The 24,325-nt window shown below is 43.6% G+C and carries 23 protein-coding genes; 6 read left to right on the top strand and 17 right to left on the bottom strand.

Going from position 1 to position 24,325, the window contains the following annotated elements; genetic code table 11:
* Position 1: 1 nt before the first annotated feature.
* From AAFX28_RS03935 to AAFX28_RS03875, 13 genes are all read right to left on the bottom strand, one after another.
* Complete coding sequence (locus AAFX28_RS03935; RefSeq protein ID WP_408686814.1) at positions 2-1,159, bottom strand: methyl-accepting chemotaxis protein; 1,158 nt, start codon at positions 1,157-1,159, stop codon at positions 2-4.
* A 34-nt stretch (positions 1,160-1,193) separates the two neighbouring features.
* Positions 1,194-2,234: a chemotaxis response regulator protein-glutamate methylesterase gene (locus AAFX28_RS03930; RefSeq protein WP_408685823.1), complete on the bottom strand. Its 1,041-nt coding sequence runs from the start codon at positions 2,232-2,234 to the stop codon at positions 1,194-1,196.
* The gene (locus AAFX28_RS03925) at positions 2,234-2,881 is read right to left on the bottom strand and encodes a chemotaxis protein CheD (RefSeq protein WP_408685821.1); all 648 of its coding nucleotides are present in this window, start codon (positions 2,879-2,881) and stop codon (positions 2,234-2,236) included. The genes AAFX28_RS03930 and AAFX28_RS03925 overlap by 1 nt, the downstream gene beginning before the upstream one ends.
* A 7-nt stretch (positions 2,882-2,888) precedes the next feature.
* On the bottom strand, positions 2,889-3,746 hold the full coding sequence (locus tag AAFX28_RS03920; protein ID WP_408685819.1) for a CheR family methyltransferase: 858 nt from the start codon (positions 3,744-3,746) through the stop codon (positions 2,889-2,891).
* The gene (gene aer2 / locus AAFX28_RS03915) at positions 3,731-6,124 is read right to left on the bottom strand and encodes an aerotaxis transducer Aer2 (protein WP_408685818.1); all 2,394 of its coding nucleotides are present in this window, start codon (positions 6,122-6,124) and stop codon (positions 3,731-3,733) included. The genes AAFX28_RS03920 and aer2 overlap by 16 nt, the downstream gene beginning before the upstream one ends.
* A gap of 70 nt (positions 6,125-6,194) precedes the next feature.
* On the bottom strand, positions 6,195-6,665 hold the full coding sequence (locus tag AAFX28_RS03910; RefSeq protein ID WP_408685816.1) for a chemotaxis protein CheW: 471 nt from the start codon (positions 6,663-6,665) through the stop codon (positions 6,195-6,197).
* The gene (locus AAFX28_RS03905) at positions 6,662-7,225 is read right to left on the bottom strand and encodes a chemotaxis protein CheW (protein WP_408685815.1); all 564 of its coding nucleotides are present in this window, start codon (positions 7,223-7,225) and stop codon (positions 6,662-6,664) included. The genes AAFX28_RS03910 and AAFX28_RS03905 overlap by 4 nt, the downstream gene beginning before the upstream one ends.
* A gap of 9 nt (positions 7,226-7,234) precedes the next feature.
* Complete coding sequence (locus AAFX28_RS03900) at positions 7,235-9,301, bottom strand: chemotaxis protein CheA (RefSeq protein WP_408685813.1); 2,067 nt, start codon at positions 9,299-9,301, stop codon at positions 7,235-7,237.
* A gap of 45 nt (positions 9,302-9,346) precedes the next feature.
* Entirely contained in the window at positions 9,347-9,706 is a 360-nt protein-coding gene (locus AAFX28_RS03895; RefSeq protein ID WP_408685811.1) for a response regulator, read from the bottom strand.
* Between the two features lie 4 nt (positions 9,707-9,710).
* Positions 9,711-9,992 carry a lipid asymmetry maintenance protein MlaB gene (locus tag AAFX28_RS03890; protein WP_408685809.1) on the bottom strand — a complete coding sequence of 94 codons (282 nt, stop codon included), beginning with the start codon at positions 9,990-9,992 and terminating at the stop codon, positions 9,711-9,713.
* Positions 9,993-10,340: 348 nt separating this feature from the next.
* Positions 10,341-12,329: a tRNA(Met) cytidine acetyltransferase TmcA gene (locus tag AAFX28_RS03885; RefSeq protein ID WP_408685807.1), complete on the bottom strand. Its 1,989-nt coding sequence runs from the start codon at positions 12,327-12,329 to the stop codon at positions 10,341-10,343.
* Positions 12,330-12,422: 93 nt separating this feature from the next.
* The gene (locus tag AAFX28_RS03880; RefSeq protein ID WP_408685806.1) at positions 12,423-13,394 is read right to left on the bottom strand and encodes a ParB/RepB/Spo0J family partition protein; all 972 of its coding nucleotides are present in this window, start codon (positions 13,392-13,394) and stop codon (positions 12,423-12,425) included.
* A 7-nt stretch (positions 13,395-13,401) separates the two neighbouring features.
* Positions 13,402-14,619: a ParA family protein gene (locus tag AAFX28_RS03875; protein WP_408685804.1), complete on the bottom strand. Its 1,218-nt coding sequence runs from the start codon at positions 14,617-14,619 to the stop codon at positions 13,402-13,404.
* A gap of 1,229 nt (positions 14,620-15,848) precedes the next feature.
* Here AAFX28_RS03875 and AAFX28_RS03870 point away from each other — a divergent pair.
* The gene (locus AAFX28_RS03870; protein WP_408685802.1) at positions 15,849-17,819 is read left to right on the top strand and encodes a replication initiator protein RctB domain-containing protein; all 1,971 of its coding nucleotides are present in this window, start codon (positions 15,849-15,851) and stop codon (positions 17,817-17,819) included.
* 380 nt (positions 17,820-18,199) lie between these two features.
* Here the strand turns inward: AAFX28_RS03870 and AAFX28_RS03865 are convergent, their stop codons facing one another.
* The 3 genes from AAFX28_RS03865 to AAFX28_RS03855 are packed head-to-tail and all read right to left on the bottom strand — an operon-like array spanning position 18,200 to position 20,462.
* Positions 18,200-18,688 (bottom strand): transcriptional regulator, encoded by a 489-nt coding sequence (locus tag AAFX28_RS03865; RefSeq protein ID WP_408685801.1) that lies wholly within the window; start codon positions 18,686-18,688, stop codon positions 18,200-18,202.
* Positions 18,685-19,617, bottom strand: a complete 933-nt coding sequence (locus tag AAFX28_RS03860; protein WP_408685799.1) for an ATP-binding cassette domain-containing protein — start codon at positions 19,615-19,617, stop codon at positions 18,685-18,687. The genes AAFX28_RS03865 and AAFX28_RS03860 overlap by 4 nt, the downstream gene beginning before the upstream one ends.
* Positions 19,614-20,462 (bottom strand): ABC transporter ATP-binding protein, encoded by an 849-nt coding sequence (locus AAFX28_RS03855; protein WP_408685797.1) that lies wholly within the window; start codon positions 20,460-20,462, stop codon positions 19,614-19,616. Before AAFX28_RS03855 ends, AAFX28_RS03860 begins: the two co-directional genes overlap by 4 nt.
* A gap of 359 nt (positions 20,463-20,821) precedes the next feature.
* On the opposite strand from AAFX28_RS03855, the gene AAFX28_RS03850 reads away from it, so the two are divergent.
* The 3 genes from AAFX28_RS03850 (at position 20,822) to AAFX28_RS03840 (ending at position 22,204) form a co-directional block, all read left to right on the top strand.
* The gene (locus AAFX28_RS03850; RefSeq protein WP_408685795.1) at positions 20,822-21,019 is read left to right on the top strand and encodes a PA3496 family putative envelope integrity protein; all 198 of its coding nucleotides are present in this window, start codon (positions 20,822-20,824) and stop codon (positions 21,017-21,019) included.
* Positions 21,020-21,184: 165 nt separating this feature from the next.
* A complete protein-coding gene (locus AAFX28_RS03845) occupies positions 21,185-21,394 on the top strand; it encodes a DUF3283 family protein (protein ID WP_408685793.1) in 210 nt (69 codons plus the stop codon).
* A 93-nt stretch (positions 21,395-21,487) separates the two neighbouring features.
* Entirely contained in the window at positions 21,488-22,204 is a 717-nt protein-coding gene (locus AAFX28_RS03840; protein ID WP_408685791.1) for a YebC/PmpR family DNA-binding transcriptional regulator, read from the top strand.
* A gap of 43 nt (positions 22,205-22,247) precedes the next feature.
* Here the strand turns inward: AAFX28_RS03840 and AAFX28_RS03835 are convergent, their stop codons facing one another.
* Positions 22,248-22,484: a DUF2798 domain-containing protein gene (locus AAFX28_RS03835; protein WP_408685789.1), complete on the bottom strand. Its 237-nt coding sequence runs from the start codon at positions 22,482-22,484 to the stop codon at positions 22,248-22,250.
* 82 nt (positions 22,485-22,566) lie between these two features.
* Between AAFX28_RS03835 and AAFX28_RS03830 the strand changes: the two genes are divergently transcribed.
* Complete coding sequence (locus AAFX28_RS03830) at positions 22,567-23,472, top strand: LysR family transcriptional regulator (RefSeq protein WP_408685787.1); 906 nt, start codon at positions 22,567-22,569, stop codon at positions 23,470-23,472.
* Positions 23,473-23,507: 35 nt separating this feature from the next.
* The gene (locus AAFX28_RS03825; RefSeq protein WP_408685785.1) at positions 23,508-24,239 is read left to right on the top strand and encodes an SDR family oxidoreductase; all 732 of its coding nucleotides are present in this window, start codon (positions 23,508-23,510) and stop codon (positions 24,237-24,239) included.
* The last annotated feature ends 86 nt before the right edge of the window (positions 24,240-24,325 follow it).

Here is a 24,325-nt window from a genome sequence, read left to right as displayed (position 1 = left end):
CCTAAAACAGTTCTACTTCTCCTTCATCAATGCTCTCTTGCGATGCAGCTGGCGCATCCCTATTCTCAATCTGATTTTGTAGCTCAATCACTGCTTGAGTAAATTCATCAATATCCATTGCCCCTTGCCCCCACAACTGACACAGCTGGGTAAACTCACGCAAATAACCGACGGTCTTTTGAGCGTATTCCCCTTGCTGAACAATGATGTCGGCAAACTGCAACGCGCGGATACCGTTATCCACCTGTGAATGAATCAAGTCACCACTGGAACGAATTTTTTGCACTTCTTGCTCAACTGTCACGTTAACTTCTTGAACACCACGCAGCATGCTGTCGACTTTCTCTTTAGACTCAATTGCTTCTGTCATATCGATCGAAGCCATTTCACCCACTGTTTTATTTGCTTCTTTCACAGTCTGCTGTGCGACATTAATTTCAGTTTCTATTTGGTCGTTAAGCTCTTTGGCTTTGACGGATAAATCGCGAACTTCTTGAGCCACAACCGCAAAACCGCGGCCTGCATCTCCCGCTCTTGCTGCTTCTATCGCCGCATTAAGCGCTAACAAATTTGTTTGCTCAGAAAGCCCACGAACTCTCTCTAGAAGCTTAAATACTGCGTCTAACTTATCCGACATATCGTGAATACTGTGCACCGCTGAAATACTTTTCTCCGAGACGTTAACCAGCGTATCGACAAATTGGCGGATGATAGCTTCTGTCTTAGGCAATACTTGGCTGATGTCACTATCTCTGTCTCGATTACCTAAAAGGTTATTGACTAGCTCCGCCGTGATTTGATTTTGCTCTTCGGCCAACTTTTGGAGTGAAAAATAGCTTTCGTTCAGTGTTTCCACCGACTCATCTACAACGCTACGTTGATGCTCTAACGGCTCGTTCAGTTGCTGAGATATGGTCGAGAGTACTGGGTAAACTTCTTTAGGAGGCGTATTAGGTGCAGCTCGCGTGATGCTCTCTTCACGCCGTTTCTCTTGTACTTTCTGCTTTGCTCTGGGGAGCACAAACCAAGGTACGGCAGCGGCCATCACCATAAGGGCGACATGTACCGCTGAAGACGACATACTCATAGCTGTCGACAGAAGGAGTATTTGTAAGCCAATTGCGATGAAATATCGTTTATTCGTTGAGTTTTTTATCATGTCCATCGATTCTTCCCTGACGTTTTAAGCCTGACTATGAATCAGGAGATAAATAGTGGCATATCTGTCCAGCCACACTGTGTAAATCGACCACCTTAAGGGCAGCTCCCATTTCAGTCGCCACACGCGGCATTCCCCATACCACAGAAGACGCCTTATCTTGAGCGATGGTCTTAGCGCCTTGCTGTTTCATGCGCAGCATCCCTCTCGCCCCATCTTGTCCCATTCCCGTTAGAATCACGCCAATGGCTTTATCTCCCACTGTTTCGGCTACAGCATCAAACATCACGTCCACAGAAGGTTTATGACGATTGACCGCTGGGCGTTCATCCAGCTGGCAATAAAGGTGATTACCTCTGCGCACAACAACTAAATGTTTGTCCCCGGGTGCTAAATACGCACAGCCAGCGACTAAAGGAGCTCGATTCGCCTGCAATTCTTTGACTTGAATATCACTGTTTTCATTCAATCTTTGGGCAAACGAAGTGGAGAACATCGCACTAATATGCTGGGTAATAATGATGGGAGGCATGTTGGCAGGCAGCATCGACAACACTTGTTTCACCGCTTCAGTTCCGCCTGTGGAAGCACCAATCGCAATAACTTCAATATGATCGTTATGTTTAGGTACCGTCAGTTTATTGGGCTTTGACACCGATGATCCTGATGCAACATTAGCATTAGCGGCCATCTTTATTTTTTCGATCACTTGTTTCTTATCACTGACGATCTCCCCCGTACTATCCACCGAAGGTTTAGGAAAGTAATCAACCGCACCGTACTCGAGTGCCGCCAATGTTGCTTCTGCACCATGCTGAGTCAGCGTCGAGATCATCACAACCGGCATTGGCCGCAGGCGCATTAGGTTTTTCAAAAACTGGACACCGTTCATTTTTGGCATCTCAATATCGAGTGTTAGAACATCTGGGTTGTGAATTTTGATCAGTTCTCTTGCTTCAAATGGATCTTCCGCTGTAGCGACTACTTCAAGATCCGGATCAGAGTTGATCAGTTCCGATAACAACGCCCGATATACAGGAGAGTCATCAACCACCAATACTTTTGTTTTTTTCATTAGAACAACTCCACGTCATCATCATGAGGACGATGACTTTCTCTATCCAATTGACGTGCATATTTTTCTTCTTGATTTTGTAGTTTGTGAACCTCAGTAAATGGAATTCGCTTAAGCCATGCTTTTCCACTGCAAGGATCAAACACCACCTTGCGCGGTTCTAATCCTCCTAGATCCTGAGCAATTACCTCAATTCCTTCTTGTTTGACGTAATTGAGAATGAACGCGACGTTTTTTTCTCCAATCATGGAACTGCGCCCTAGCATTTGCGCACCACCAAATAGCTTAACTTGTAACGACGAACGCTTAGCGCCTCTTTCTATCATCGCATTCAGCAGCATTTCCATCGCATAGCTACCGTATCGAGAGGCCGTCGACACCACTTCATCAGGGTTCCATGATTTAAGCTGGCTCTTACTATCAAATGGCAATAGGAAGTGATTCATCCCCCCAATATGCTCATGACAATCCCAAACACATGCAGCAACACAAGACCCTAGTCCGGTCGCAATCAGCTCGTCTTCCTTTGCAGAACAATACACTCCACCAGGCAGCACCTTGACGATGTGTTTATCCTTCTTCGGATGGTAGAAGCGATTAAAGTGCTGATTTTCATATTTGGGAGTGACACTCCTTGCCTCAATCATGTGATTCCTATTTCTTTACATAAATGGTGTGACCAAGATGATGAAACAGGTCTAAATTCGCAGGCACACTTTCCGAATGACCAATGAATAAAACACCACCAGGCTTGAGTTGTTGATGAAAGCGAGTGATCAATTTTTCCTGAGTATTACGGTCAAAATAGATCATCACATTACGGCATGAAATCAGATCAAATGGCTTATCAAACTGCCACTGCTCTAATAAATTGAGCTGACGAAAATCGATAAATTGCTGTAGCCCTGCTTTACACTTCACATTGCCAGCTTGCGAGCCTGCCCCTTTTACAAAACACGGTTTTAAGTATTTATCAGGGATGCTATTTAACGCTTCTTCGCTGTAGATGCCTTGCTTAGCATGTGCCAAAACTTTCGTGTCTAGATCGGTCGCGGTAATTTGAATGTTTTCGAATAGTTCAAATGCCTTCGCCCAATACAAACATGAAACCAAACTGTAAGGCTCTTCTCCCGTAGAACAGCCTGCTGACCATATACGTAACTGTTTAAGGTTCTGACTTTGCCATTCGGACATCAGCACTTTTTCAATAAACTCAAAGTGGTGATATTCACGGAAGAACTGGGTTTTATTCGTCGTCAGGCAGTTGATGAAATTGACCTTCTCTTGCGCATCTTCTTCCATCAACTGTCGATACTGACTAAAACGCTTTAGGCCCAACCGTCTAAGTTGGCGACTGATCCGTCCATAGACCATGGTTCTTTTTCGGTCTGAAAAGAAAATGCCAACGTTCTTATGCATGAACCATTGGATAAATTTAAAGTCTTTATCCGTCAGCTCAAATTCATTCGAATCTGGCACCGATTGCTCAGCCCTAGCTAGAACTCTTCCCATTCGTCTCCATCCTCTTCAAGCTTGAAGCTTGAGTTAGCGACCTTCGGCGTTCGAATATCACGAACATTATTTACAGCAGAAGGCTCTATAGACTTCGACTCAAAGGTAGTGACATTGTTTTCATTGCTGAAGAAGTTCATCAAATGAAGTAGCTGTTTACCTTCATCTCTAAGTGATTGGCTAGCTGCAGAAGTCTCTTCAACTAACGAGGCATTTTGCTGAGTCATTTCATCCATCGTCGCAATAGCACGGTTGATTTCATCAATGCCTGTTGACTGCTCCATACTTGAAGAAGCAATCTGAGCAATCAGCTCGGTCACTTTCGCTACCGCTTCGACAATCTCATTGAGAGTTTCGCCTGACTCATCAACCAATCGCGAACCTTCATCCACTTTCTCTACGCTGTCTTTGATAAGTCCTTTGATCTCTTTTGCTGCTGCTGCACTGCGTTGAGCTAGGTTTCTCACTTCTCCCGCGACTACGGCAAAGCCTCGGCCTTGTTCACCAGCCCTTGCAGCCTCTACCGCCGCATTAAGTGCAAGAAGGTTAGTTTGGAATGCAATCTCATCAATTACGCCAATGATGTCTGCAATCTTCTTACTTGCGGTATTGATTTCAGCCATCGCAGATACGGCTTGACCAACCACTTCACCACCTTTACTGGCTTTCTTAGTTGCGTCATCAGACAGCTCATTGGCTCCTTTCGCATTATCGGCATTTTGTCGAACCGTCGCGGTCATTTGCTCCATACTCGCCGCAGTTTCTTCAAGGTTTGATGCTTGCGCTTCGACACGCTGACTCAAGTCATTATTTCCTTCAGCGATCTCAGTAGAAGCTGTCGCGACGCGAGCTGATGATTGAGTAATTTTATCGACCATATTTCGCAAATTCACAATCGAGGTATTCACTGCATGCGAGAGCCTTGCAAATTCACCCGTGTTGTCTTCTGGCATCGTGGTGTTTAAGTTGCCATCCGCCACTTGGCTCATGACATCAATACATTGGCCAATCGGTGCGACCATGGTATCTAACAAGTTGTTGATGCCATCCCCGAGCTCTTTCATAAAGCCGTTATAAACACTGGTATCGATACGCTCATTCAGCTCACCGGCAATGGCTTTTTGAATTAGAGATTCGACTTGGCGCTGACCATCTTGTTGTTCAGTGATGTCTACCCACTGGAGGGCTGGACCAATGTAGTTACCTTGTCCGTCACGCATTGCAATACACGTTAGATTAAATTCAAGGCCGCCTACTGCGATATTTGAGGAAAATGGTAAACGATCAGGGTTAGCAATAATGTTACGCTGGTGGCCAGGGTTCTTGTGGAATACATCAATATTTTTACCGACAAGGTTACTCGCATCAAACCCCGGTAGTGCTTGCTGCAAATCACTTTCTCGGCTTTTTAATAATGTGCTCAGCGATGGGTTAAGATAGGTAATAATTCCGTCTTTGTTTGCCATCATTAGGTTGGTTGTCATACCTGAAACCGCTGACGCCAAACGGCCGATTTCCTCTTCTTTCGCTCGCTCTTCAGTGACATCTCGCCACTCTAACGTGTTACCAATATAGTTACCCTGAGCATCATTGATCGCAGCAACGTTAAGCTCTATTTTCAAATCTTGAATAGTAATGTCGGTGCTATAAGGTAAGTTACTTTGATCTGCAAGCAGCTGACGTTGATGAGCGGGGTTTCTATGGAATTCATCAATACAGCGCCCTAATAACCATTCCTCACTCGCCGTAAAACCAGACCAAACAGTACGCAACGTCCCTTCATGTTTTTTAAATAATGAGATTGTTTCGTGGTTGGCATAAGTGATATTAAAATCTCGATCAATCATCACCATAGCGGTTTGTGCTTGATCAACAGCCGCTTGCAGGCGAGAGATTTCATCTTTTTGCTTGAGAGCATCAGTAACATCAGACCATTCTAGGGTATTGCCGACGTAGTTGCCGTTCACATCAATAATGGCACCAACATTAAGTTCAATCTTTACGTCTTTGACCGTGATGGTCGTGGTATATGGCAAGTTGGAAGGGTTTGAAAGCATCTGTCTTTGATGCCTAGGATTCGAATGGAATAGGTCGATACAGTAACCCAATAAGAATTCTTCCGTTGCTTGGAAATTTGGCCATACAGTTCGAAACAACGTCTCGTGAGTTTGTAACAGGTCAATCGACTTTTGGTTGAGATAAGTGATTTTAAAATCCCTATCAATCATCATCAGTGCCGTTTGTGCTGCATTCAAAGCGGAAAACAGCTGCTCTTTCGTCACGCCCTGTTCCTCTGGTTCAACATCTTCTGTCAACGTATCTTGCGTTGGTGCTACAAATTGAGCTGAAGGCTCCGTTCTTCTATTCCAAAATGCCATGAGTTTCCCCTCACTGGTTGCTTCTTCTGACGTGAATTACCGATACGACAACGCCACACACGTAACGGCCTTATGCCCAACTCTCTTCCTCTTGGTTGGGTAAAACTAACTCTGATGCATCGAACAGAGTTTCAAGATTAATTAGAATTAAATGCCCATTTGCTACGGAAGCAATGCCTCGCACATAGCTATGATCCACATCAGCAGAAACATAAGGTGATGGTTTGATCTGCTCATCACTCAGTGGATAGACTTCCGAGACCCCGTCAACGATGATCCCAAGCGGGTGCTTTTGCGCGTCATTCAAGACGATCACTACCGTTGTGCTGCCTATTTGCGCCGGAGAAAGTCCAAAACGCATTCTTAAATCAACGATTGGCACGTATTCACCACGAATTTCGAGGACCCCTTTCATGTACTCAGGCGAATTAGGTACCTCCCTTACCGGACTCCAGCCCCGAACTTCTCTCACTTCAAGAATAGGTACGCCATACTCTTCGCCTTCAAGAACGAAACTTAGAAACTCTTGAGTCATGATCATGCGTGTGCCCTTAATATTCGTTCAATGTTGAGGAGCTCTTCGGTATCAAGCAGTGACATCACTTGGTCACCGACATTAATAAGTCCTTGCAGGTATGGTGTTACAAGCGATTCGCCAACCGCTGGATAGAGTTCATTTTGTCCCTGACTAACAACGTCACTGACCGCATCGACAACAAGTCCCATCAACCTTTCTTGCTCAGCATCGTCAAAACGCAAAACAATGACGACTGTAGTCGGTAGGTATTCACTTGTTCCAACGGCAAACCTCAATCGCAAGTCTACGACTGGCACTATCATGCCTCTTAGATTAATCACGCCACATACAAAGTCAGGCGCACGAGGAATTGGAGTCGGACGCTCCCAAACACGTATTTCTTCGACATCATTTATTTCCACACCATACAACTCACCAGCCAATTGAAAACTCAAAAAATCTGCACTTTCACTCGCCTCGTCCGTCATATTGTCGAGTAGAGCTTCCGCTTGAGCTTCAATATTGTGTCGAGCAGAATCGGAGATAAATTCATTGTTGGATGATTGTGTTGATACCACTTCCATTAGCACTCCTTACGCCGCTAAGCCTTTATTAGAGGAATCAGAACCGCGATTTAAGAAGTTGGTGATCAAGCCTTGCACGTCTAGAATCAACGAGACAGAACCATCTCCTAAAATAGTCGCTCCAGAGATACCGGCGACCTTGCTATAGTTCGATTCTAAACTTTTAATCACCACTTGTTGCTGATCGAGCAGTTCGTCTAAAAGCAGCCCAACTCGATTCCCAGCGGCTTCAACAAAGCACAGAATCCGTTCATTCAATCCACCGCTACCGCCCATCTCTAACTCTTCTTGTAAGCGAAGAATTGGAATGTTCTCTTCTCTTAGTCGATAAAGCTCAATACCTCCGGAGGCCAACTTAATGCAGTTTGGATCTATCTGAATCGACTCTACAATCGTTAGTAGAGGTATGACGTAAACTTCCCCGGCTACTTTCACAAGCTGGCCATCTAAAATCGCTAATGTCAGTGGAAGGCTGATGGTGAATCGGCTGCCTTTACCAAGTTCAGACTCAACCTCAATATGTCCACCTAACTCTTCGATATTTCGCCTAACGACATCCATACCTACTCCGCGCCCAGAGATATCTGACACTTCCTCTGCAGTTGAAAAGCCAGGAGCAAAGATAAGATTCATGATCTGTTTATCTGTGTACTCTTCTCGGCGAGAATCTCCAGACAGAACGCCTTTCTCGAGCGCTTTATCCCATAACTTGTCACAGTTCAATCCTGCACCATCATCCCTAATCTCAATCACAATCGCGCCACCTTGATGGTACGCATTGAGTTCAATGACACCGAGCTCTGACTTACCACTTTTTACACGCTGTTCAGGTTGTTCGATCCCATGATCGATACCATTGCGAACAAGGTGGACAAGTGGATCAACAATCCGCTCCAGGACGGTTTTATCTAACTCGGTTTGTTCTCCTTTAATTTGGAGGTCGACTTGCTTATCTAATCGGCTCGACAAATCTCGGACCAAACGGGGAAAGCGGCTGAACGCAAAGCTCATCGGCAACATGCGAATATTGAGCACATTTTCTTGTAAGTCTTTACTGTTTTGTAAAAGTTGGTCCAAGCCAGACTTCAGTTTTTCGAGCTTATCAATCGAGAAATCATTGCCTATTTCAGTCAGCATAGATTGTGTGATGACAAGTTCACCCACCAAGTTGATTAAGCTATCTACTTTATCAATGTCGACTCGAATCGAGCTGACACTCGAGTCGGACTTCACTGCTTTAGTTGATTTTGGCTGAGTATCTTCGGTTGGTTTAGGGGCAGACAATTCAGCGGTTGAAGGAGGAGTATCGAGCTCTGCATCAGGGGCATCGTTTATCGCTGGTTCAGGACTAAATAACTCAATATTCAAGTCGCATTCGTCTTCTACCCATTCGAATATTTCTTGAATAAGAACAATATCAAGAGTGCCACTGATGGTTGCATTCCAAGCTAAAAAACAAAGCTCAGACTCAATCTGTTCAAGGTCTGGCAGTTTTGAAGTGTCTACGCTGATTTCGCAGGAGCCATCGAGTTCACTAAGCTCACGTAGTATTCTTAATGGGTCATTGCCGCTAAAAAACATATCTTGATGTGGTGCAAAAGAAATTTTCCAGACTTGGTCAGCGCTAGAGGCAGAGGCAGCGACAGATTCTTTTGCTTGTTCGACGTCTTGAGAGCCAACGCTTGATTCACTTGCTAGCAGCTCGGCAAGTTTGTGACTGACCTCTTGCTTAAGGTCTAGGTTCACATCAGTACCTTGTTCATGCCCCTCAAGCATACTGTGAATACAGTCACCACTTTTCAAAAGCAGATCGATGCTATCAGGAGTAAGTGCACGTTCTTGGTTACGAACCAAATCCAAATACGCTTCGACATTGTGGGTAAACTCACTAATATCGAGTAAGTTGAACGTTCCCGCCCCACCCTTTATCGAGTGGGCTGCTCTAAATATTGTGTTGATCGACTCTTCTTCGATATGAGCCAGATCTAGGTTGAGCAATACTTCTTCTAGCACCTCAAGATTTTCACGACACTCCTCGTAAAACATCTTGCGCAGCTGCTCCATGTCTAAAGCCATATTGTTGCCTCACCAATTGACGTTGCAGTGTGAGAAGAACCCGTACTAGATAACGCGTTTTAATGTTTTTAATAGCGTATCTGGATTGAACGGTTTCACTAACCAGCCTGTTGCTCCTGCCGACTTACCTTGTTGTTTTTTATCGGTGCTGGTTTCAGTCGTAAGCATTAGGATGGGAATAAATTTGTATTGGGGTTTCTCTCTCAGCGCTTTAACTAATTCAAAGCCCCCCATGTTTGGCATATTGACGTCGGAAATTACGACATCAAACTTTCCGGTGGAGACCTTAGATAACGCATCGCGTCCATCATTTGCAGTCTCAACATCGTAACCAGCATCACGTAGGGTGTGGCTCACCATCTGACGAATTGAAACTGAATCATCTACAGCCAATATTTTTGTCATATTGTCACTCTCCAATTGAGTCGCTCTTATCAAACTGTTCTTGCAGCCCAAGGGTCGAAATGCCTTCAAGCAGTGAATTGGTCGGGTTAATGAGTTGAATCTCAATCTGATTGCTTTTAGCGGAAAGGAACAAAGCTGTCAGTGCTTGAATGCCAGCAGCATCAACACGAACCACTTCGGAAGCGTCAATATGGAGTTGGTTAGCTTGTTCAAGCCAAGCTTGATATTGAGTCGTACTATCGAGCACAGTTGAAATGTCGAGTGACTCAGGTAATAAACATTCCATGTTTTCACCTTATTTATAATTCCTAGCCTATATAAATCAAGTTGCTTAAATCAGAGTGTAGGAAGGAATCATTAATTCGCAAGTAACATCTATACGAAAATTGTATGAATGAGGAGAGGTTTCAATAAGAAAAGTGATGATTTTCTGTAACTTATTCGCTAATTAGGAAGTTCTAATTTTGTTTAAAAAAACTCGTTACTAGCAGTAGCCAATCCGCTATCACGTATTCTAACAGTTAAAAGTAATTGAATTTACACTGTAAAAACCTCAAGCGTTTACAGTGTAAATTGATGTGGGAAGATAAAGGGTTATTTGCTTTACAGTGTAAATTAGATGATTTCGAGATAACTAAACCAGCGGCTTTAACGAATCTCTAAATGCTTGCTCGGTTTGTTTTCGCCCCGTAAAACCGAATTCGTTGGCACAACTCGTCCAATCCCAACGCTGAATAGTTTTTCGGATGAAGAGGTCATCCATCAGATGAGCACCATTAAATGACTGTTTCCACCACTTATCAAGAATCGGAGCAATGCTGTCGTAACTCGCACCGCCGAGAGAATAGAACTGAACAAGCCCACCGACGCCTTTAATTTCAACGGAAGCATCATTTTCGCGAAGTAAACTACGGACAAGTTCAGTCTCAAGTTCTTTGAAGCTTTCACTCAATGAATAGTGGAAACCATCACGGAAAATTTCGTTCGCAATATCAGCCCAATCACTGTGACTTTGAATCATCACTAACGAATGAGTGCCACTCGCCTGGTCGAGTTGGCTACCTAGTTTGACCGGTTTAAACCCACTGCTTTTCCAAAATTCGACTAACTCCGGTGTTGCCCCAAAGCTGGTGGAATAGAAGTCATAAGATGTCATGTCTTGAAGCTGTCGCAGTATCACTTGACCATGCCCTTGGTTTTGCAACTGAGGATGAACGGCAATTCTCATCACTCTTAAACTTGATAACGTCGCAGCCTCAGTCAATCCAAGTTGGTTAGCTAACACAATCGGGGTTAAGTTACCTCGTGGGCGTCGTTTTCCAATCTGCACGTCATTGATTAATTCAAGAGAGAGATTTCCTTCTTCGACGGTCAAAATACAACCCAAGCAGTCATCCCCGTCTAACCAAGCATAGAGCTGTATCGCCGGGTCACTGAGTAAAAGCATGAGGTCATTTGGTGATGTTTGGTAATGGGCATTCACGAGTAATGCGAAACAAGCGCGAAGAAGTTGTGGCTGCTCTACCAATCTTGTTTTTTCGATAAGCTCTAGCGTAGGTTCAGGAGTCTCGTTAGATGGGTCATTTAATTCTGAGTTGAGAAGAAAACTATCAAACAACCACTGCTCAAGCGGATCTGAACTGGCCCAACGAATCGGTTGTTCTAGATGATAAAAAACGGCCCCGGGGCGTTGCTCCTTAAGCCAAGCTTGAAACTTAACAGTAAAGCCGCGTCCACAACCTTCATAACCATGAATGGTTGTAGAAAACACGGTGCGATGATGAAACTCAACCATTTGTTTGAGCATCGGAATAGGAATTGCTGACGCTTCATCAACGAATAAACAGTCAACTTTTGGCGCGCTTCTGAGTAACTCATCTGGAGCAACAAACTCTAAGCGCGAACTATTCCATTCAATAGAGTTTTTTCTGCGGATAGCATTGGGCAATAGCTGACTCGCATGTTCAAAAACTGGCTGAACAGTCGCTAAGCTAGGAGCAGTCAATACAATGTGTATACTTCGATTTTGCATCAAATGCGCGGCTGCGATACCAAGCGCACTACTTTTTCCTCGGCCTCTATCAGCCGTCATCACCAATGGACGTTTACGGTGGCCTTCAACGACCTTGATTATTTTCTCAATGGCAAAGCCTTGCTGTTCAAAAGGAAGAGATTCGACTGAATAGCTATTTGGAAGTTGCGGTAACTCTCCCCCCTGCTCTACCACCAACAGTTCTTGCAAAGCTCGGTTTAACCAAGCACCGTCAAAACCTGACTCTGAGCGAAGGTCGTTACATAGGATAATGACAACACCACCGCCCTTGACGCACCCCGTCGCTGCATTGAAACTGTTGGCATCAAACCCAGCTCTGAAGTCGCATATCAATAGCTGGCACTCTTGGCCTAGTAACTGCTGCCCTTTATTGAATTTAACACTTTGACCAACATTGAATGCCACTGAGTTCCCAAGTTGATAAATAGTATTGCTCTCCATCGAGTCGCACAGCTGTTCAACAAGCAAATTCTGCCAGCCTTCTTCCCCGGAAAGAACTACCCCAAATCGGTGATGACGCTGTGCAGCAATAGAAATAGTTTGAGTGATAAAATCGTAGAATGCAGACATTGAGGAGAATAAACCCAGTGTTAAGTCAGTGATTATTATTATGACATAAAAAAAGCCGCTAATAAGCGGCTTAATTGATTCAGTTCTATAAGCTTAGTTAAGCTTGCTCGCGACTAAATCTAGCAGTTCTTGCATCAATGCATCATCCACTTTCTTAAGATTTAGCGTTAAGTTAGAACCTTTGCGAGTGTAGTCAGCACGACCCTTAACTAATTCTTTCTTAGCTGAAGGCGCCTTCTTACTTGGTGATAACTCTTCTACCCAAGCTTCAATTGTCTCGGTCACTTCTTTGGTAATACGAGCAACACCTTGTGATTCACTTCGCTGCCATACAAAACCATCTTCTGAACGGCATTTATCCAGCAGCTGAGCGCGCTTGTCTTCATCAAGGCCATTAAACTGTTTATGTAGCTTAACGATTGTTGGACGACCAAGCTCTGCAACATTCGGGTAAGCCTGAAGTAATTGCAAAGGTAAATCAGCGGCTTTCAGTGCACCACTCACCAATGCTTCACTGCACTGGAACATTTTTGCTAATGCTTTTTGGTCTTCTGCTTCGCCACTTTCAAGCTTAGCTAACATCTCTTTACCTTTTTCGTAAAGAGACAGGGGTTTATGCGCATTTGCTACGTCAGAAAGAAACTTAGCATGTTGAGTGCTAATGTTGTTACCAACGTAAATCAGGAACTCTTTGCCAGCCAAAATACATGACATGCGGCGACGGCTACCATCGAGTACTTCAATCTTGCCATCTTCACACTTGCGACCGACCGCTGGATACTGCTGACCACGCTCTTTTAGTGTCACCAAGACGTCTGAAAGTGCGTGTTCATTCAGGAACGATTGCTCACGTGCGTTCTCAGCAAATACGACGGTTTGATCACTCACTTTATCAGCAGGGATTCTAACCAGTTCAAACTGGACTTTCTCTTCACCCGCAACTGCAAGTTCAATCACCTGAGCTTGGTCTTTTGCCGCCTGCTGCGCTTCTTGTGGCGTCGTTACATGACGCTTGTTCGCCTTACCAAATAATCTTGCGTTTAAATCTGAAGTCTTAATTGCCATTTTCTAATTACCCCTGATTTAATGATGTCCAATGACTGTGCAGTACACGCTCGACTTCAAGCGCACTCTTTTGTACTGCATCTTGCGCGGTTGCTAACGTCTTCTTACCGCCTTCAAAATCACCTGTAGTTAGGTCAAATACAGTGCTATAGGTGTCAGCACATGTCTCGAATGCTCGGCTACGAGGAATAGTTGCCATCGTGACTTGATCACCAAGTAAGTAGTTCATTTCCGTCAATACAGCGACTTGCTTCTTATTGTCATCTTCAAACATTGTCGGCATTAAACGAACAAACTCTAGGCCCTGCCAATCTTCAGGGAACATCTCATACACTGTTGGTAAGTGTTGGAAGAAGTTAACGGTCGATGCCCAGTCTAAACGCTTAGCTGCACAAGGAATTAACAAAGCATTTGAAGCATACATCGCATTCCATACCAATGGGTCAACGTGCGGGCCGGTATCAATCATGATGATGTCAAAGTCATCAGAGATTTTATCAATCAGTTTTTCTTTTAGTAGCTTAACAATATCAAGCGACTGATTCTGGGAAAGATGTTGCCATGCTTCTGCATTAAACATCGCATCTTCAGGGAATGCAGAAACCGTCTTCAAATTTGGGTACTGAGTTGGCAGCAACACATTTTTGTTCAGGAACTCATTATCTACTTCCACCCCTTCAGGCACGTTATCAAGCATAACGTCGACAGCTGAGTAGATATTCTCATGATCAGTAATACTGATTTGTGGGTTCAAGAATAAACGTAGAGAACCTTGTGGATCTAAGTCAATCAAACAAATGCGGTAACGCTTATCCAGATTTAGCGCTAAGCAAGCCGCTAAATGAACCGCTGTCATAGATTTTCCCGTACCACCCTTTTGGTTCTGTACGTTGATAATCCATGGCTTGTTATCACCATTTTTCTTGCGTTGATGGAACTTTGGTACGCCAGCGGCATCCATGAGCATATGTGCTTCATCAAGAGAAATAGAGTAATGGTTAGCGTTGTTTTTCGTAAACTGATGACCCGACTCTTCAAGCTTACTAATTGCATCGTCCAGTTTACGACGCGTTAAACCAGATCGCGTCTCCATCAATGCTTTCGACATTGGTGGGAAGTGCTCATCACTACGCTCTTCTAAAACTATCTCAATGCGATCAGCCTGAACCTGAGCTGTTTTTTCAGCGAGTTGAATGAGACTCTCAATCGTGTGTTCTCGTTTCATTTGCCAAATTCCGTTATTAATGACTTGCTTACGATTGTACAGCATTTAAATACATAGACAATAAAAAGGTGAACACTCAGTTATGGATAAGTATCACACAAAATCGAGAATTGACACTAATTTGATTAAATACGGGATTAAACACGGAAATATCAACTAATTTTTAGCTTAATCGAGTATCGAATTACTCTTCATTTTTAAAATGTTACAACGTAGCTTATTTACAATGTAAACATAATCACCAGAGCAAGAATACCGGAACGATTAAGATTGGCTGCTATTTTACGGCTTGTGTAATTTTGACTTTAAATTAAACAGTTTTTCAGATTCGAGTGATTTTTTAAAATGGACCAAGACACACCCAACAATGTCATTCCATTATCAACATCGGAACAATGATCAAGGGAGTAATGATGATCATGCTTCCCTTCGTAATCGAGTCGTTAGGAACGATGATCAAGTAAATTTCATCGCAAGACAGTGGCTTATTATCTGTAAAATGAAAAGATCCAAGATCGGAAAAATGATCAAGTGATAATCAGCACCGGAAGCATGTAAAATTCTGGCTAAATTACGGAAGAATGTATATGGAGTGGGAGATAGGAGCAAATCGCGAGTTCCACTGCGGCAGTCTAAGGGAATGTAGAAAGAACACGACTCAATAACATGATTGTCATGATCATGCTTTCGAAATAGTATCTATAGCCCACCGTATGTGGATAGAATTGCTACCGTGTTATTTGAATTTAGAATTCGAATACTATTTCACCAAAGATGTACGAACAAGGCTTGATCCTTGATCATTCTTTCGAGAGAATATCGCCCATCTTCGGTTTAGTACACCGATATCAATCCAACGATATTATTCTGCTTGTGGATAAAGTGTGGGGAGATGATGATCATGCTTTCTGATTCACATTGATCATCGATTCGGGTTAGCGATGATCATCGTTCTTAGAGTTTTTGATCATGCTTTCAATGGTTTAATGATCATGCTTTCGTCTCAACCATGATCATGCTTTCCAAGCATAAAAAAAATAGTTACTTACAAACAATAACTTACAAGCCAAACTCCTGCCGGATCAATAGATCATATAATCAATTAAGATCAGATTAATCAAAAAGATCAGTTATTTAAAAGCAATAAGTTTTTCTTTATTTATGATCTTTTTTTCTTTATTCTTTCGGAACTATAGCGATATTACGGCTAGTGTGACACGGATCTAATAATGAGCTCAGAAGACAAACTGCTGATCAAAGCGCCAAGAAGCCACAAAGATGGACACTTATTTGAAGTATCTGAGATGGCGGTGAACTGGATTGAACAATACCAACACTTCAAAGGCGTTACGAAAAGTATCGTTGAACTTCTTAACTTAATCTCATTGCGAGGCTTTAGCAGCAAAGATGGTTTGGTTTCTACTACGGAACTTATCGATGCTACTGATGGTCAAGTGACTCGTGCTGCCATTCAGCAACGTTTACGTGCAGCCGTTAACATTGGATTATTCCAACAAGTCCCAGTTCGCTTCGAAGAGGGATTAGCTGGAAAAACGATGTTGCATCGCTTCGTTAATCCTAACCAGCTAATTTCAGTACTTGGGGCAACCAGCCTAGTGACTGAAACCGTAAAACAAAATGCTAAGCAAAAGCGTTCAAAGGCATTGGCTCAAACTCAGGTTAACAAGCGTTTACTGAATGAGTATGGATTAAATACACCACCAGCAATGAAAGACGAAGCGGATCAATTTGTCGTTTCTCCGACTAACTGGGCAGGCATCATAGATCAAGCGCTCGCACCACCAAGAACCCGCAAAAGCTATCAGAAGAGCATGGTGTCGATCTCTGGCACAAGAGCAGTGATCGAGACACGATCTTCAAAAAGTATCATGACGGTTGATGATCTGATGACCCTGTTTGCTCTGTTTACGTTAACAGTGCAGTACCACGAGCATCATCAGCACCAATATCAGCTAGATGGTACGCATGTACCAAATAAAACGCCGTTGTACATTACTGATATTCTTTCCTTACGCGGAAAGAAAGACAGTGGCCCTGCTCGTGACTCAATCCGTGACAGTATCGATCGAATTGAGTTTACCGATTTCCAGCTTCACGAACTCACTGGTCGTTGGTTAAGCGAAAACATGCCAGAAGGCTTCAAGAGCGACCGTTTTAGATTTTTGGCCCGTACCATCACTGCATCGGAAGAAGCGCCTACAGAGGGCGCTGACGGCGAAATTCGCATTAAACCGAACCTATACATCCTAGTTTGGGAACCATCGTTCTACGAAGAGCTGTTAACACGAGATTATTTCTTCCTGTTTCCACCTGAAATTTTGAAGCAACACACCTTGGTCTTTCAGCTCTACAGCTACTTCCGTAGTCGTATGTCGCGCCGCCATAGTGATTCGATGCTGCTAAGTGAGTTAAACCAGAAATTGGCTCGTAATATCGAGTGGCGTCGCTTCTCTATGGATTTGATCCGTGAGCTGAAAAAATTATCAGATCATAAGGGGACTGAAGATCTATTCGTCGTCAATCTATGGGGCTACCACTTAACGATCTCGACTATGGTTGAGAAAGGGAAGATCAAAGATTATCAGTTTGATATTAAGTGTGATGCTGAAGAAGTCTTGCGTTACTCACGTGCTCGAACCACTAATGCTGGTAAGCGCAATATGGCGCCAACCTTACCGAACCCGCTGCGTAATGAGATGGTGTCTAAGAAGCAGCTAGAAGAGATGTCACAGATTATTGATGGTGAGTTTGAACCAATTCAGCGTAAAGAACGTTCACCAAAAGGCAATTTAGGTCGTCGAGTAAAGCAGCGTAAACACCTTGTCGAGATCAATGCAGACGAGATTACCATTACCCTGTCTAAATATACCTCTTCAGAGGCTCTAGAACGCTCTATAACGGCTTTAGCAGCTATGACCGGGCATTCCCATAGCTCAATTCAAGAAGAGTGTCTGGAGCTCATAGACAAGCTTGATTTCCTAAGAGTCGGAGATCAGCCTGTGCCTTACGAAACGTTGAGTAAGATGATCGAGCTGTACAATGCTCAAAGTGAAAACAAGCACTTATCCATTGAGCGCTTGATTGCTGGCTTAGCAGTTCGACGTAAAGTCTGTAAGCAAGTGTTCGAAGGACACCTAGATGAAACGGTTTTCAGAGCACTCGATGAAGTTGCTGTTTAAATAATAGCAAGACATAAAAACAACGAAGCCAGCACTTAGGTGCTGGTTTTTTGTGTTTCGTTACCCTAATAAATACCCTGTTACACTCTAGGGTGAACAGAACAAAGCTACTACATTCCCCTGACAGTTAACTGACATTGGGGGTAGGGGAGTTGGATAATATTTATCCCGAATAGACAACCTTTTGTCCTTTCTGATGAATGGGGGATAGGATTATCCCCGATAGATTGGCTCATATTGTTACATTCATTCTGAATATTTTGCGAGTTCTTATGGACTCGCTTTTTTTTTGCTTAAAATTCAGTAGATAACAAAAGTTTACGGATCAATGATCAAGAAGCGTACCTTGATCATTGATCCGTAAATTTTGCTCGTAGAGGTTAATGGAACGATGAACTCCCTTGATCATAGTTCCCATGATCAAGCTTTCGGGGCTCATTCCATGAGTGGGTAGCCATAAACTGGACATGACTCTCGATTAACTGATGTGACTCTTGCTGCCACTCAGAGCGTGTTTGTTGGTTACAAAATTCCAGACTCAGTACCGCCAAATGCTGCAATCTTTTCATACACCAATCTTTCAGCTCCAATTCACTCGCTGGTGTTGATACTACGTTTTGTAATTTACTATAGGCCAGCTGAAGATATTGGAACGCTTTTTCTGCGTCTTGATATTGAGCGTGTTGGTAGACACGTAGGCAACCATCTAGCCAACAGGCGATCGCTTTACTTTGTGTGTCAGTGATCATTGGTCCCCAAACTTCATCAGGAACAGATAGGATCAATGATTCTAACTGACAGCCTTGATCATGCTTTCGGTTTTCATACCATTGGCTAATCTGATTTACCCACGTATCAAGTTCACTCATGCTGCTTTAACCCAATGTTTTACAAAGTGATTTACACCAACTTGATCAAATCCGTCTTGGACTACCGCGCTCTGTTCACGAATTAGATCAGCATCTAATGAATAGTTTGGTTCACTTTTGACTAAGTTGCCAAATGGCAAATCGGGATCCGGAACGGCAGAGATCAACAGCTTGGTGTACGGATGTTGCGGATCGGTTAAGATCGCCTGAGTATCGCCCCATTCAACAATTTGGCCTTTGTACATTACAGCGGTCTCTTCAGCGATATAATGCGCTGTTGCTAAATCATGAGTGATGTATAAAAAGCCAATGCCAAGTTCTTTTTTCATACGTTGCATCAGATTGAGAACCCCAAGGCGAATAGAGACATCTAGCATTGAGGTGGGTTCATCAGCCAAGATCACTTCAGCTCCTACCGCTAAGGCTCTGGCAAGGTTTACACGTTGTCTTTGACCACCACTCAGCTGATGAGGGTATTTTTCAAGTGTATCGGGTGCGAGTTCCACCAGTTCAATGAGTTCTTGTAACTTAGTTGGGATTTCCGCATTGCTGGTAACTTGTTCGTGAATCTTTAATGGCCGGGTCAGATGGTGCGCAATAGTATGGGTAGGATTAAGAGAGCCAAAAGGGTCTTGGAATACCATTTGCACTTTACTTCGATACTCTTGCAGATCTTTTTTACGGGTGATTTCATCAATGTTACGTCCATTGAACAAAATCTCTCCAGAGGTTGGTGGGTGTACTTTGGTGATAAGTCTAGCGCAGGTGCTTTTCCCACATCCAGATTCACCTACCAATGCTAATGTGCGCCCTTTATGTAGGCTTAGCGTAATACCTTGCAGTGCTTTGAAGCTATCGACCGAAGAAAAGCCACCACCAATTGAGAATTCTTTGACGACATTATTGAGTTGAATAATTGGCTCGCTCATGCGGTGACTCCTTGTGCCTGGTGTTTACCTTCGTGGATATTTGGGAATGAAGCCCACAGCTTCTGTGTGTAAGCGTGCTGAGGATCATTACGAATTTGTTTAGATTGATTGACCTCGACGATCTCGCCATTTCTCATGATGGCAATGCGGTCGCATAGTTGGCTCATCAGGGCGAGGTCGTGAGTAATGAATAACACTGAGAAACCAAACTCTTCACGTAGCTGGTATATCTGTTGAAGGATTTCACGCTGAACCACCACATCTAATGCCGTTGTTGGCTCATCCATAATGATTAATTTAGGGTTAAGTGACAGCGCAATAGCAATAACTAAGCGTTGGCGCATGCCTCCACTGAATTGGTGGGGGTACTCTGTGAGGCGCTCACGAGGTATGTTGACCAAATCAAGCAGCTTTTCAGCACGATCTTTTGCTTGCTCTTCGTTCATGCCCCTGTGGTTACGAAGTACATCTGCAAACTGCTCCTGAATAGGAAGAACAGGGTTGAGAGAATTCATTGCGCTCTGGAACACCATTGCAATTTCACTCCAGCGGATTGCGCCGATCTCTCGATCGGACAAGCGCAGCAGATCTTGTCCTTCAAAATGGATTTGCCCACCAGATATAAAAGCAGGTGGCTTATGTAGTCGGTTTATTGCGAAAGCAATAGTACTCTTACCGCAGCCCGATTCGCCGGCTAAACCAAAGATTTCCCCTTTGCCAATGTCAAAGCTCACTGAGTTGACGGCGCGAAAGTCACCTTTGTCTGTAATGTAATCCACACACAAATCCCGTATTTGAATCACAGGATTGGTATGAAAAGCATGCTGCTTAGAAAAATCACTCATAACTCTTACCTAAAATATAAAAGAGAATGATTATCATTAATGCTTATTTTGTGAGTGGAAAGAAGTTAGATTAAAAAGGGTGAAGTCACTCGAAAAATCTTGTGGCAATGACGAAAAGGGTGAAGCTGGTGAGCATAAACATGGAGAAAAAATGAGAGCCGGATCGTCTTCATTTCTTATGGGGTAATCCTTTAAATGTACTGTGCCCAATAGGACTGCGCAAAAGTTATTTATACAAAAAACAGTAAGAGTTTCGGAACTATTAGCAGTATCACATTCTCGGACTAAAATTCTTAACAAGGGATGAAGAGTTTTGCTACAGATTAGTCGTCCCTAGCATGGTTTGTTCGGAGGTATTTATGTCCATTAATTCTATTGACCATGATGAAATGAGTAAGATTGCTGGCAAGTGGGACTTCACGGAAGAAGTTGAATCACAAGCGCCAACGAAAGGTGCTAAATCTGCCGAAGCGCGTCGTCGTATCGAAGCATTAAGAGAGATTCGTGAAAGCGGTTTAAGCATTGAAGAAGCAAAAGAGCTAGGTTTGTTACACTAGTCTAGGCTCACGATAGCGATTACCTAAGGGTGGCACAGGAATGCCACCCTTTATTTTTTGGTCTTTTTTGATCTATTCCGTCTCACAAAACGCGTTTCGCTCTCTACATTGGCTTTTGGTGTGGTATATTCTCCCCCCAATATTTATACAGATTTGAGCCTAAGTATGTCGATCAACCTATCTACGCTTCCTGCGAGTGAGAAGAACAAGATTGAACTTGATAAACAAGCTTCGTTTTTAGTTTGGAAATTACGTGAAGCTAAAGCAGGCCCTGACGAGATTGATCAGGAAGCCGCTAAAATTGTAGATGACGCAGAAAAAGCCTCATTTTTAGAATCTGTAGACAAATATAAACGAGTAATGGGTGTTGCGTAATACGCCTATTTCCTCAGCAAGTGTCAGAAATTGAAAAGCTCACACGTTTTGCTAAAATCCTTCGCATTAAATTGAATTAGAGAGAACATCCCGATGGGAAGAAGTTTTGAAGTGCGCAAAGCCTCAATGGCGAAAACTGCCGGCGCAAAAATTAAAGTTTATTCCAAATACGGTAAAGAAATTTACATGTGTGCGAAAAATGGTGGTTCAGACCCAGACATGAACCTATCGCTTAAGCACCTGATTGCTAAAGCGAAAAAAGACCAAGTTCCTGCACACGTTATCGACAAAGCGATCGATAAAGCAAACGGCGGTGGTGGTGAAGACTACGCTCCAGCACGTTACGAAGGTTTTGGCCCAGGTGGCACTAGCGTTATCGTTGACTGTCTAACAGATAACGGCAACCGTACTTTCCAAGATGTTCGCCAGTGTTTTGTTAAATGTGGCGCAAAGATTGGTGTTGAAGGTGCAGTTTCTCACATGTTCGATCACCAAGCGGTATTCCAGTTCAAAGGCGAAGACGATGAAGCAATTCTAGAAACGCTAATGATGGATGACATTGACGTGACTGACGTTGAACTAGAAGATGGCGTGATCACTGTATTCGCTCCTCACACTGAGTTCTTCAAAACTAAGACAGCACTAAATACAGCATACCCAGAGCTAACAATGGATGTGGAAGAGATTACGTTCGTACCTCAAACTCATACTCCTGTAGCGGGCGAAGACGCGGAAAAATTCCAGAAGTTCTTAGACATGCTAGATGATTGTGATGACGTACAGCAGGTTTACCACAACGCTGAACTGTAATCAGAATTGATAATAAAAAACCGAGCTCATTGGCTCGGTTTTTTTATGCCTGCGAAACAGGCTCTGCTCCTGCAAGCCAATTAGAAAGCTTACGTATTTGAGGTAATACCGTAAGGTTAAGTGTGATGGCTGCTGGCCAAGCGAGTAGAAAACTGTCTAGCCATACTGAAGGCCACGCATTGCTGAACCCTAGCTTATAGCCTGAGATTAAACCTGACATGATCACTGCCATGGTAAATGATGAAAGGAGTGCGGAAATCCAAAATTGTTTGCGGCTCATAATATGTCCTCCTCGGCTGTTGTTTTGTTATAAATAAGGATATAACTAACCAATAGTGAAAAAAATAAGCAGGATTAGAACTATGAGTTCCATATTTGGAAACATTGATGATCTTTATTTGTTTTGTTGCGTGGTAGAAGAGGGCTCTCTTCTCGCGGCATCTAAAAAGTTGCACTTACCCGTTTCAACCATGTCTCGACGTCTATCGGCTTTGGAACAGCGCCTAAACACACGATTACTCGAAAAAAAGGGTAGAGAGCTAGTTGCTACTCAAAGTGGTTCTGAAGCCTTTGAGGCGCTTCGTAGTGGGATGGAATCGATTGAAACAGGCTTTGGTGAAATGGTATCGGAAACACAAGAGGTGTCAGGTAAGATCAAGCTCGCTATTCCTCATAATTTCTATCGCGCTTTTATCGGTGATGTCGTCGAGCAGTTTTTAGTGGATTACCCCAAAGTAACCTTGGACCTTGTGTTGAGTCAGCAACAGGTTATCCCTCAAACCGACCGAGATTTGTTAATCACTTTTGATCTTACTGAAATGGATGACATGATTGCGCGGCCACTGTTTAAAGCGCGACACGGTTTTTTCGCCAGTCCTGAATACCTCGCGAAAGCAGGGGAGGTAACGACTCTTCAGCAGCTTTCACAACTTGATTGGGTGAGCGTCGATCATATTAAGTCACTGGCCGTCTATCAGGATGAAGTGTTAGTTGATGTGATAGAGACAAAGCCAAAACTCGTGGTCAATGACATCTTTGCCTTGTGCGGAGTTGTTGAAAAAGGGTTAGGTGTCGCCTCGTTGCCGTTTCGTCATGTTCATGATGGAATGAATGTGGTCCGTGTTTTACCGCAATATCAGCGCAGTGTACGCGAAGCTCATATTGTTTATAAGCAGAGGCAGTATCAACCAAAGGCTCTAACGATATTGGTTGAACGTATCATCGCCAGTACCGATAAAATGAAAGAACCAATAGCTTTTACACTGTAAAGTCAGCGTAGTTGAATCTTTGAGAAGGAGAACATATGGATAAGGTTGTCATAGTGACAGGGGCGAGTCGTGGGATTGGCGCTGAAACAGCGAAACTACTCGCGTCGTTGCAATATAAGGTGTGCGTAAACTATTTAAGCCAACACCAACGTGCTGAACAGGTCGTGGATGACATTATTACAGCGGGTGGAGAAGCCTTTACGTTTCAAGCTGATGTTTCAAGTGAAGCGCAAGTCAGTGATATGTTTGCAGCTGTTCAACACCGCTATGGCACTGTGACGCATTTGGTCAATAATGCAGGCATCCTCTTCACTCAGTCTAAGTTGTGCGATATTGATCTCGAACGTTTTCAGAAGGTCATGAATGCCAATATCACCAGTTGCTTTTTGTGTTGTAAGGCGTTTATCCGGCAAACAGGCAATAAGAGTGCCATTGTGAATGTCTCTTCAGCGGCATCGAGGCTCGGAGCTCCATTTGAATACATCGACTACGCAGCATCAAAAGGCGCAATGGATTCCTTGACCAAAGGTTTATCTCTTGAGTTAGCAGGAGAAGGCATACGAGTAAACGGAGTACGCCCTGGTTGTATCTATACCGAAATGCATGCCGATGGTGGAGAGCCAGGTCGAGTTGACCGACTTGCATCAAGCTTGCCTCTTCAACGTGGTGGCACCCCAGAAGAGGTTGCACAATCCATTGCGTGGCTGTTATCAGATGAAGCTTCCTACGTCACAGGAACATTCATTGAGCTTGCGGGTGGACGCTAATCGTTGTTGTGAGCATTAGCGCGAAGGCTTAATTGGGGCCAAGTAGAAGCGTCCCTATTTGTGGGTTACACTTGAAATAGAATTGA

It is taken from the genome of Vibrio sp. TBV020, assembly GCF_046056895.1.
Lineage (GTDB): Bacteria > Pseudomonadota > Gammaproteobacteria > Enterobacterales > Vibrionaceae > Vibrio.
This window is presented reverse-complemented; position numbering and strand designations above follow the sequence as displayed.

Bases quoted from the DNA above. Each gene is read 5' to 3' on its own strand.
- AAFX28_RS03935 (WP_408686814.1), bottom strand. From the start codon at position 1,159: ATGATAAAAAACTCAACGAATAAACGATATTTCATCGCAATTGGCTTA.
- AAFX28_RS03930 (WP_408685823.1), bottom strand. From the start codon at position 2,234: ATGAAAAAAACAAAAGTATTGGTGGTTGATGACTCTCCTGTATATCGG.
- AAFX28_RS03925 (WP_408685821.1), bottom strand. From the start codon at position 2,881: ATGATTGAGGCAAGGAGTGTCACTCCCAAATATGAAAATCAGCACTTT.
- AAFX28_RS03920 (WP_408685819.1), bottom strand. From the start codon at position 3,746: ATGGGAAGAGTTCTAGCTAGGGCTGAGCAATCGGTGCCAGATTCGAAT.
- aer2 (WP_408685818.1), bottom strand. From the start codon at position 6,124: ATGGCATTTTGGAATAGAAGAACGGAGCCTTCAGCTCAATTTGTAGCA.
- AAFX28_RS03910 (WP_408685816.1), bottom strand. From the start codon at position 6,665: ATGATCATGACTCAAGAGTTTCTAAGTTTCGTTCTTGAAGGCGAAGAG.
- AAFX28_RS03905 (WP_408685815.1), bottom strand. From the start codon at position 7,225: ATGGAAGTGGTATCAACACAATCATCCAACAATGAATTTATCTCCGAT.
- AAFX28_RS03900 (WP_408685813.1), bottom strand. From the start codon at position 9,301: ATGGCTTTAGACATGGAGCAGCTGCGCAAGATGTTTTACGAGGAGTGT.
- AAFX28_RS03895 (WP_408685811.1), bottom strand. From the start codon at position 9,706: ATGACAAAAATATTGGCTGTAGATGATTCAGTTTCAATTCGTCAGATG.
- AAFX28_RS03890 (WP_408685809.1), bottom strand. From the start codon at position 9,992: ATGGAATGTTTATTACCTGAGTCACTCGACATTTCAACTGTGCTCGAT.
- AAFX28_RS03885 (WP_408685807.1), bottom strand. From the start codon at position 12,329: ATGTCTGCATTCTACGATTTTATCACTCAAACTATTTCTATTGCTGCA.
- AAFX28_RS03880 (WP_408685806.1), bottom strand. From the start codon at position 13,394: ATGGCAATTAAGACTTCAGATTTAAACGCAAGATTATTTGGTAAGGCG.
- AAFX28_RS03875 (WP_408685804.1), bottom strand. From the start codon at position 14,619: ATGAAACGAGAACACACGATTGAGAGTCTCATTCAACTCGCTGAAAAA.
- AAFX28_RS03870 (WP_408685802.1), top strand. From the start codon at position 15,849: ATGAGCTCAGAAGACAAACTGCTGATCAAAGCGCCAAGAAGCCACAAA.
- AAFX28_RS03865 (WP_408685801.1), bottom strand. From the start codon at position 18,688: ATGAGTGAACTTGATACGTGGGTAAATCAGATTAGCCAATGGTATGAA.
- AAFX28_RS03860 (WP_408685799.1), bottom strand. From the start codon at position 19,617: ATGAGCGAGCCAATTATTCAACTCAATAATGTCGTCAAAGAATTCTCA.
- AAFX28_RS03855 (WP_408685797.1), bottom strand. From the start codon at position 20,462: ATGAGTGATTTTTCTAAGCAGCATGCTTTTCATACCAATCCTGTGATT.
- AAFX28_RS03850 (WP_408685795.1), top strand. From the start codon at position 20,822: ATGTCCATTAATTCTATTGACCATGATGAAATGAGTAAGATTGCTGGC.
- AAFX28_RS03845 (WP_408685793.1), top strand. From the start codon at position 21,185: ATGTCGATCAACCTATCTACGCTTCCTGCGAGTGAGAAGAACAAGATT.
- AAFX28_RS03840 (WP_408685791.1), top strand. From the start codon at position 21,488: ATGGGAAGAAGTTTTGAAGTGCGCAAAGCCTCAATGGCGAAAACTGCC.
- AAFX28_RS03835 (WP_408685789.1), bottom strand. From the start codon at position 22,484: ATGAGCCGCAAACAATTTTGGATTTCCGCACTCCTTTCATCATTTACC.
- AAFX28_RS03830 (WP_408685787.1), top strand. From the start codon at position 22,567: ATGAGTTCCATATTTGGAAACATTGATGATCTTTATTTGTTTTGTTGC.
- AAFX28_RS03825 (WP_408685785.1), top strand. From the start codon at position 23,508: ATGGATAAGGTTGTCATAGTGACAGGGGCGAGTCGTGGGATTGGCGCT.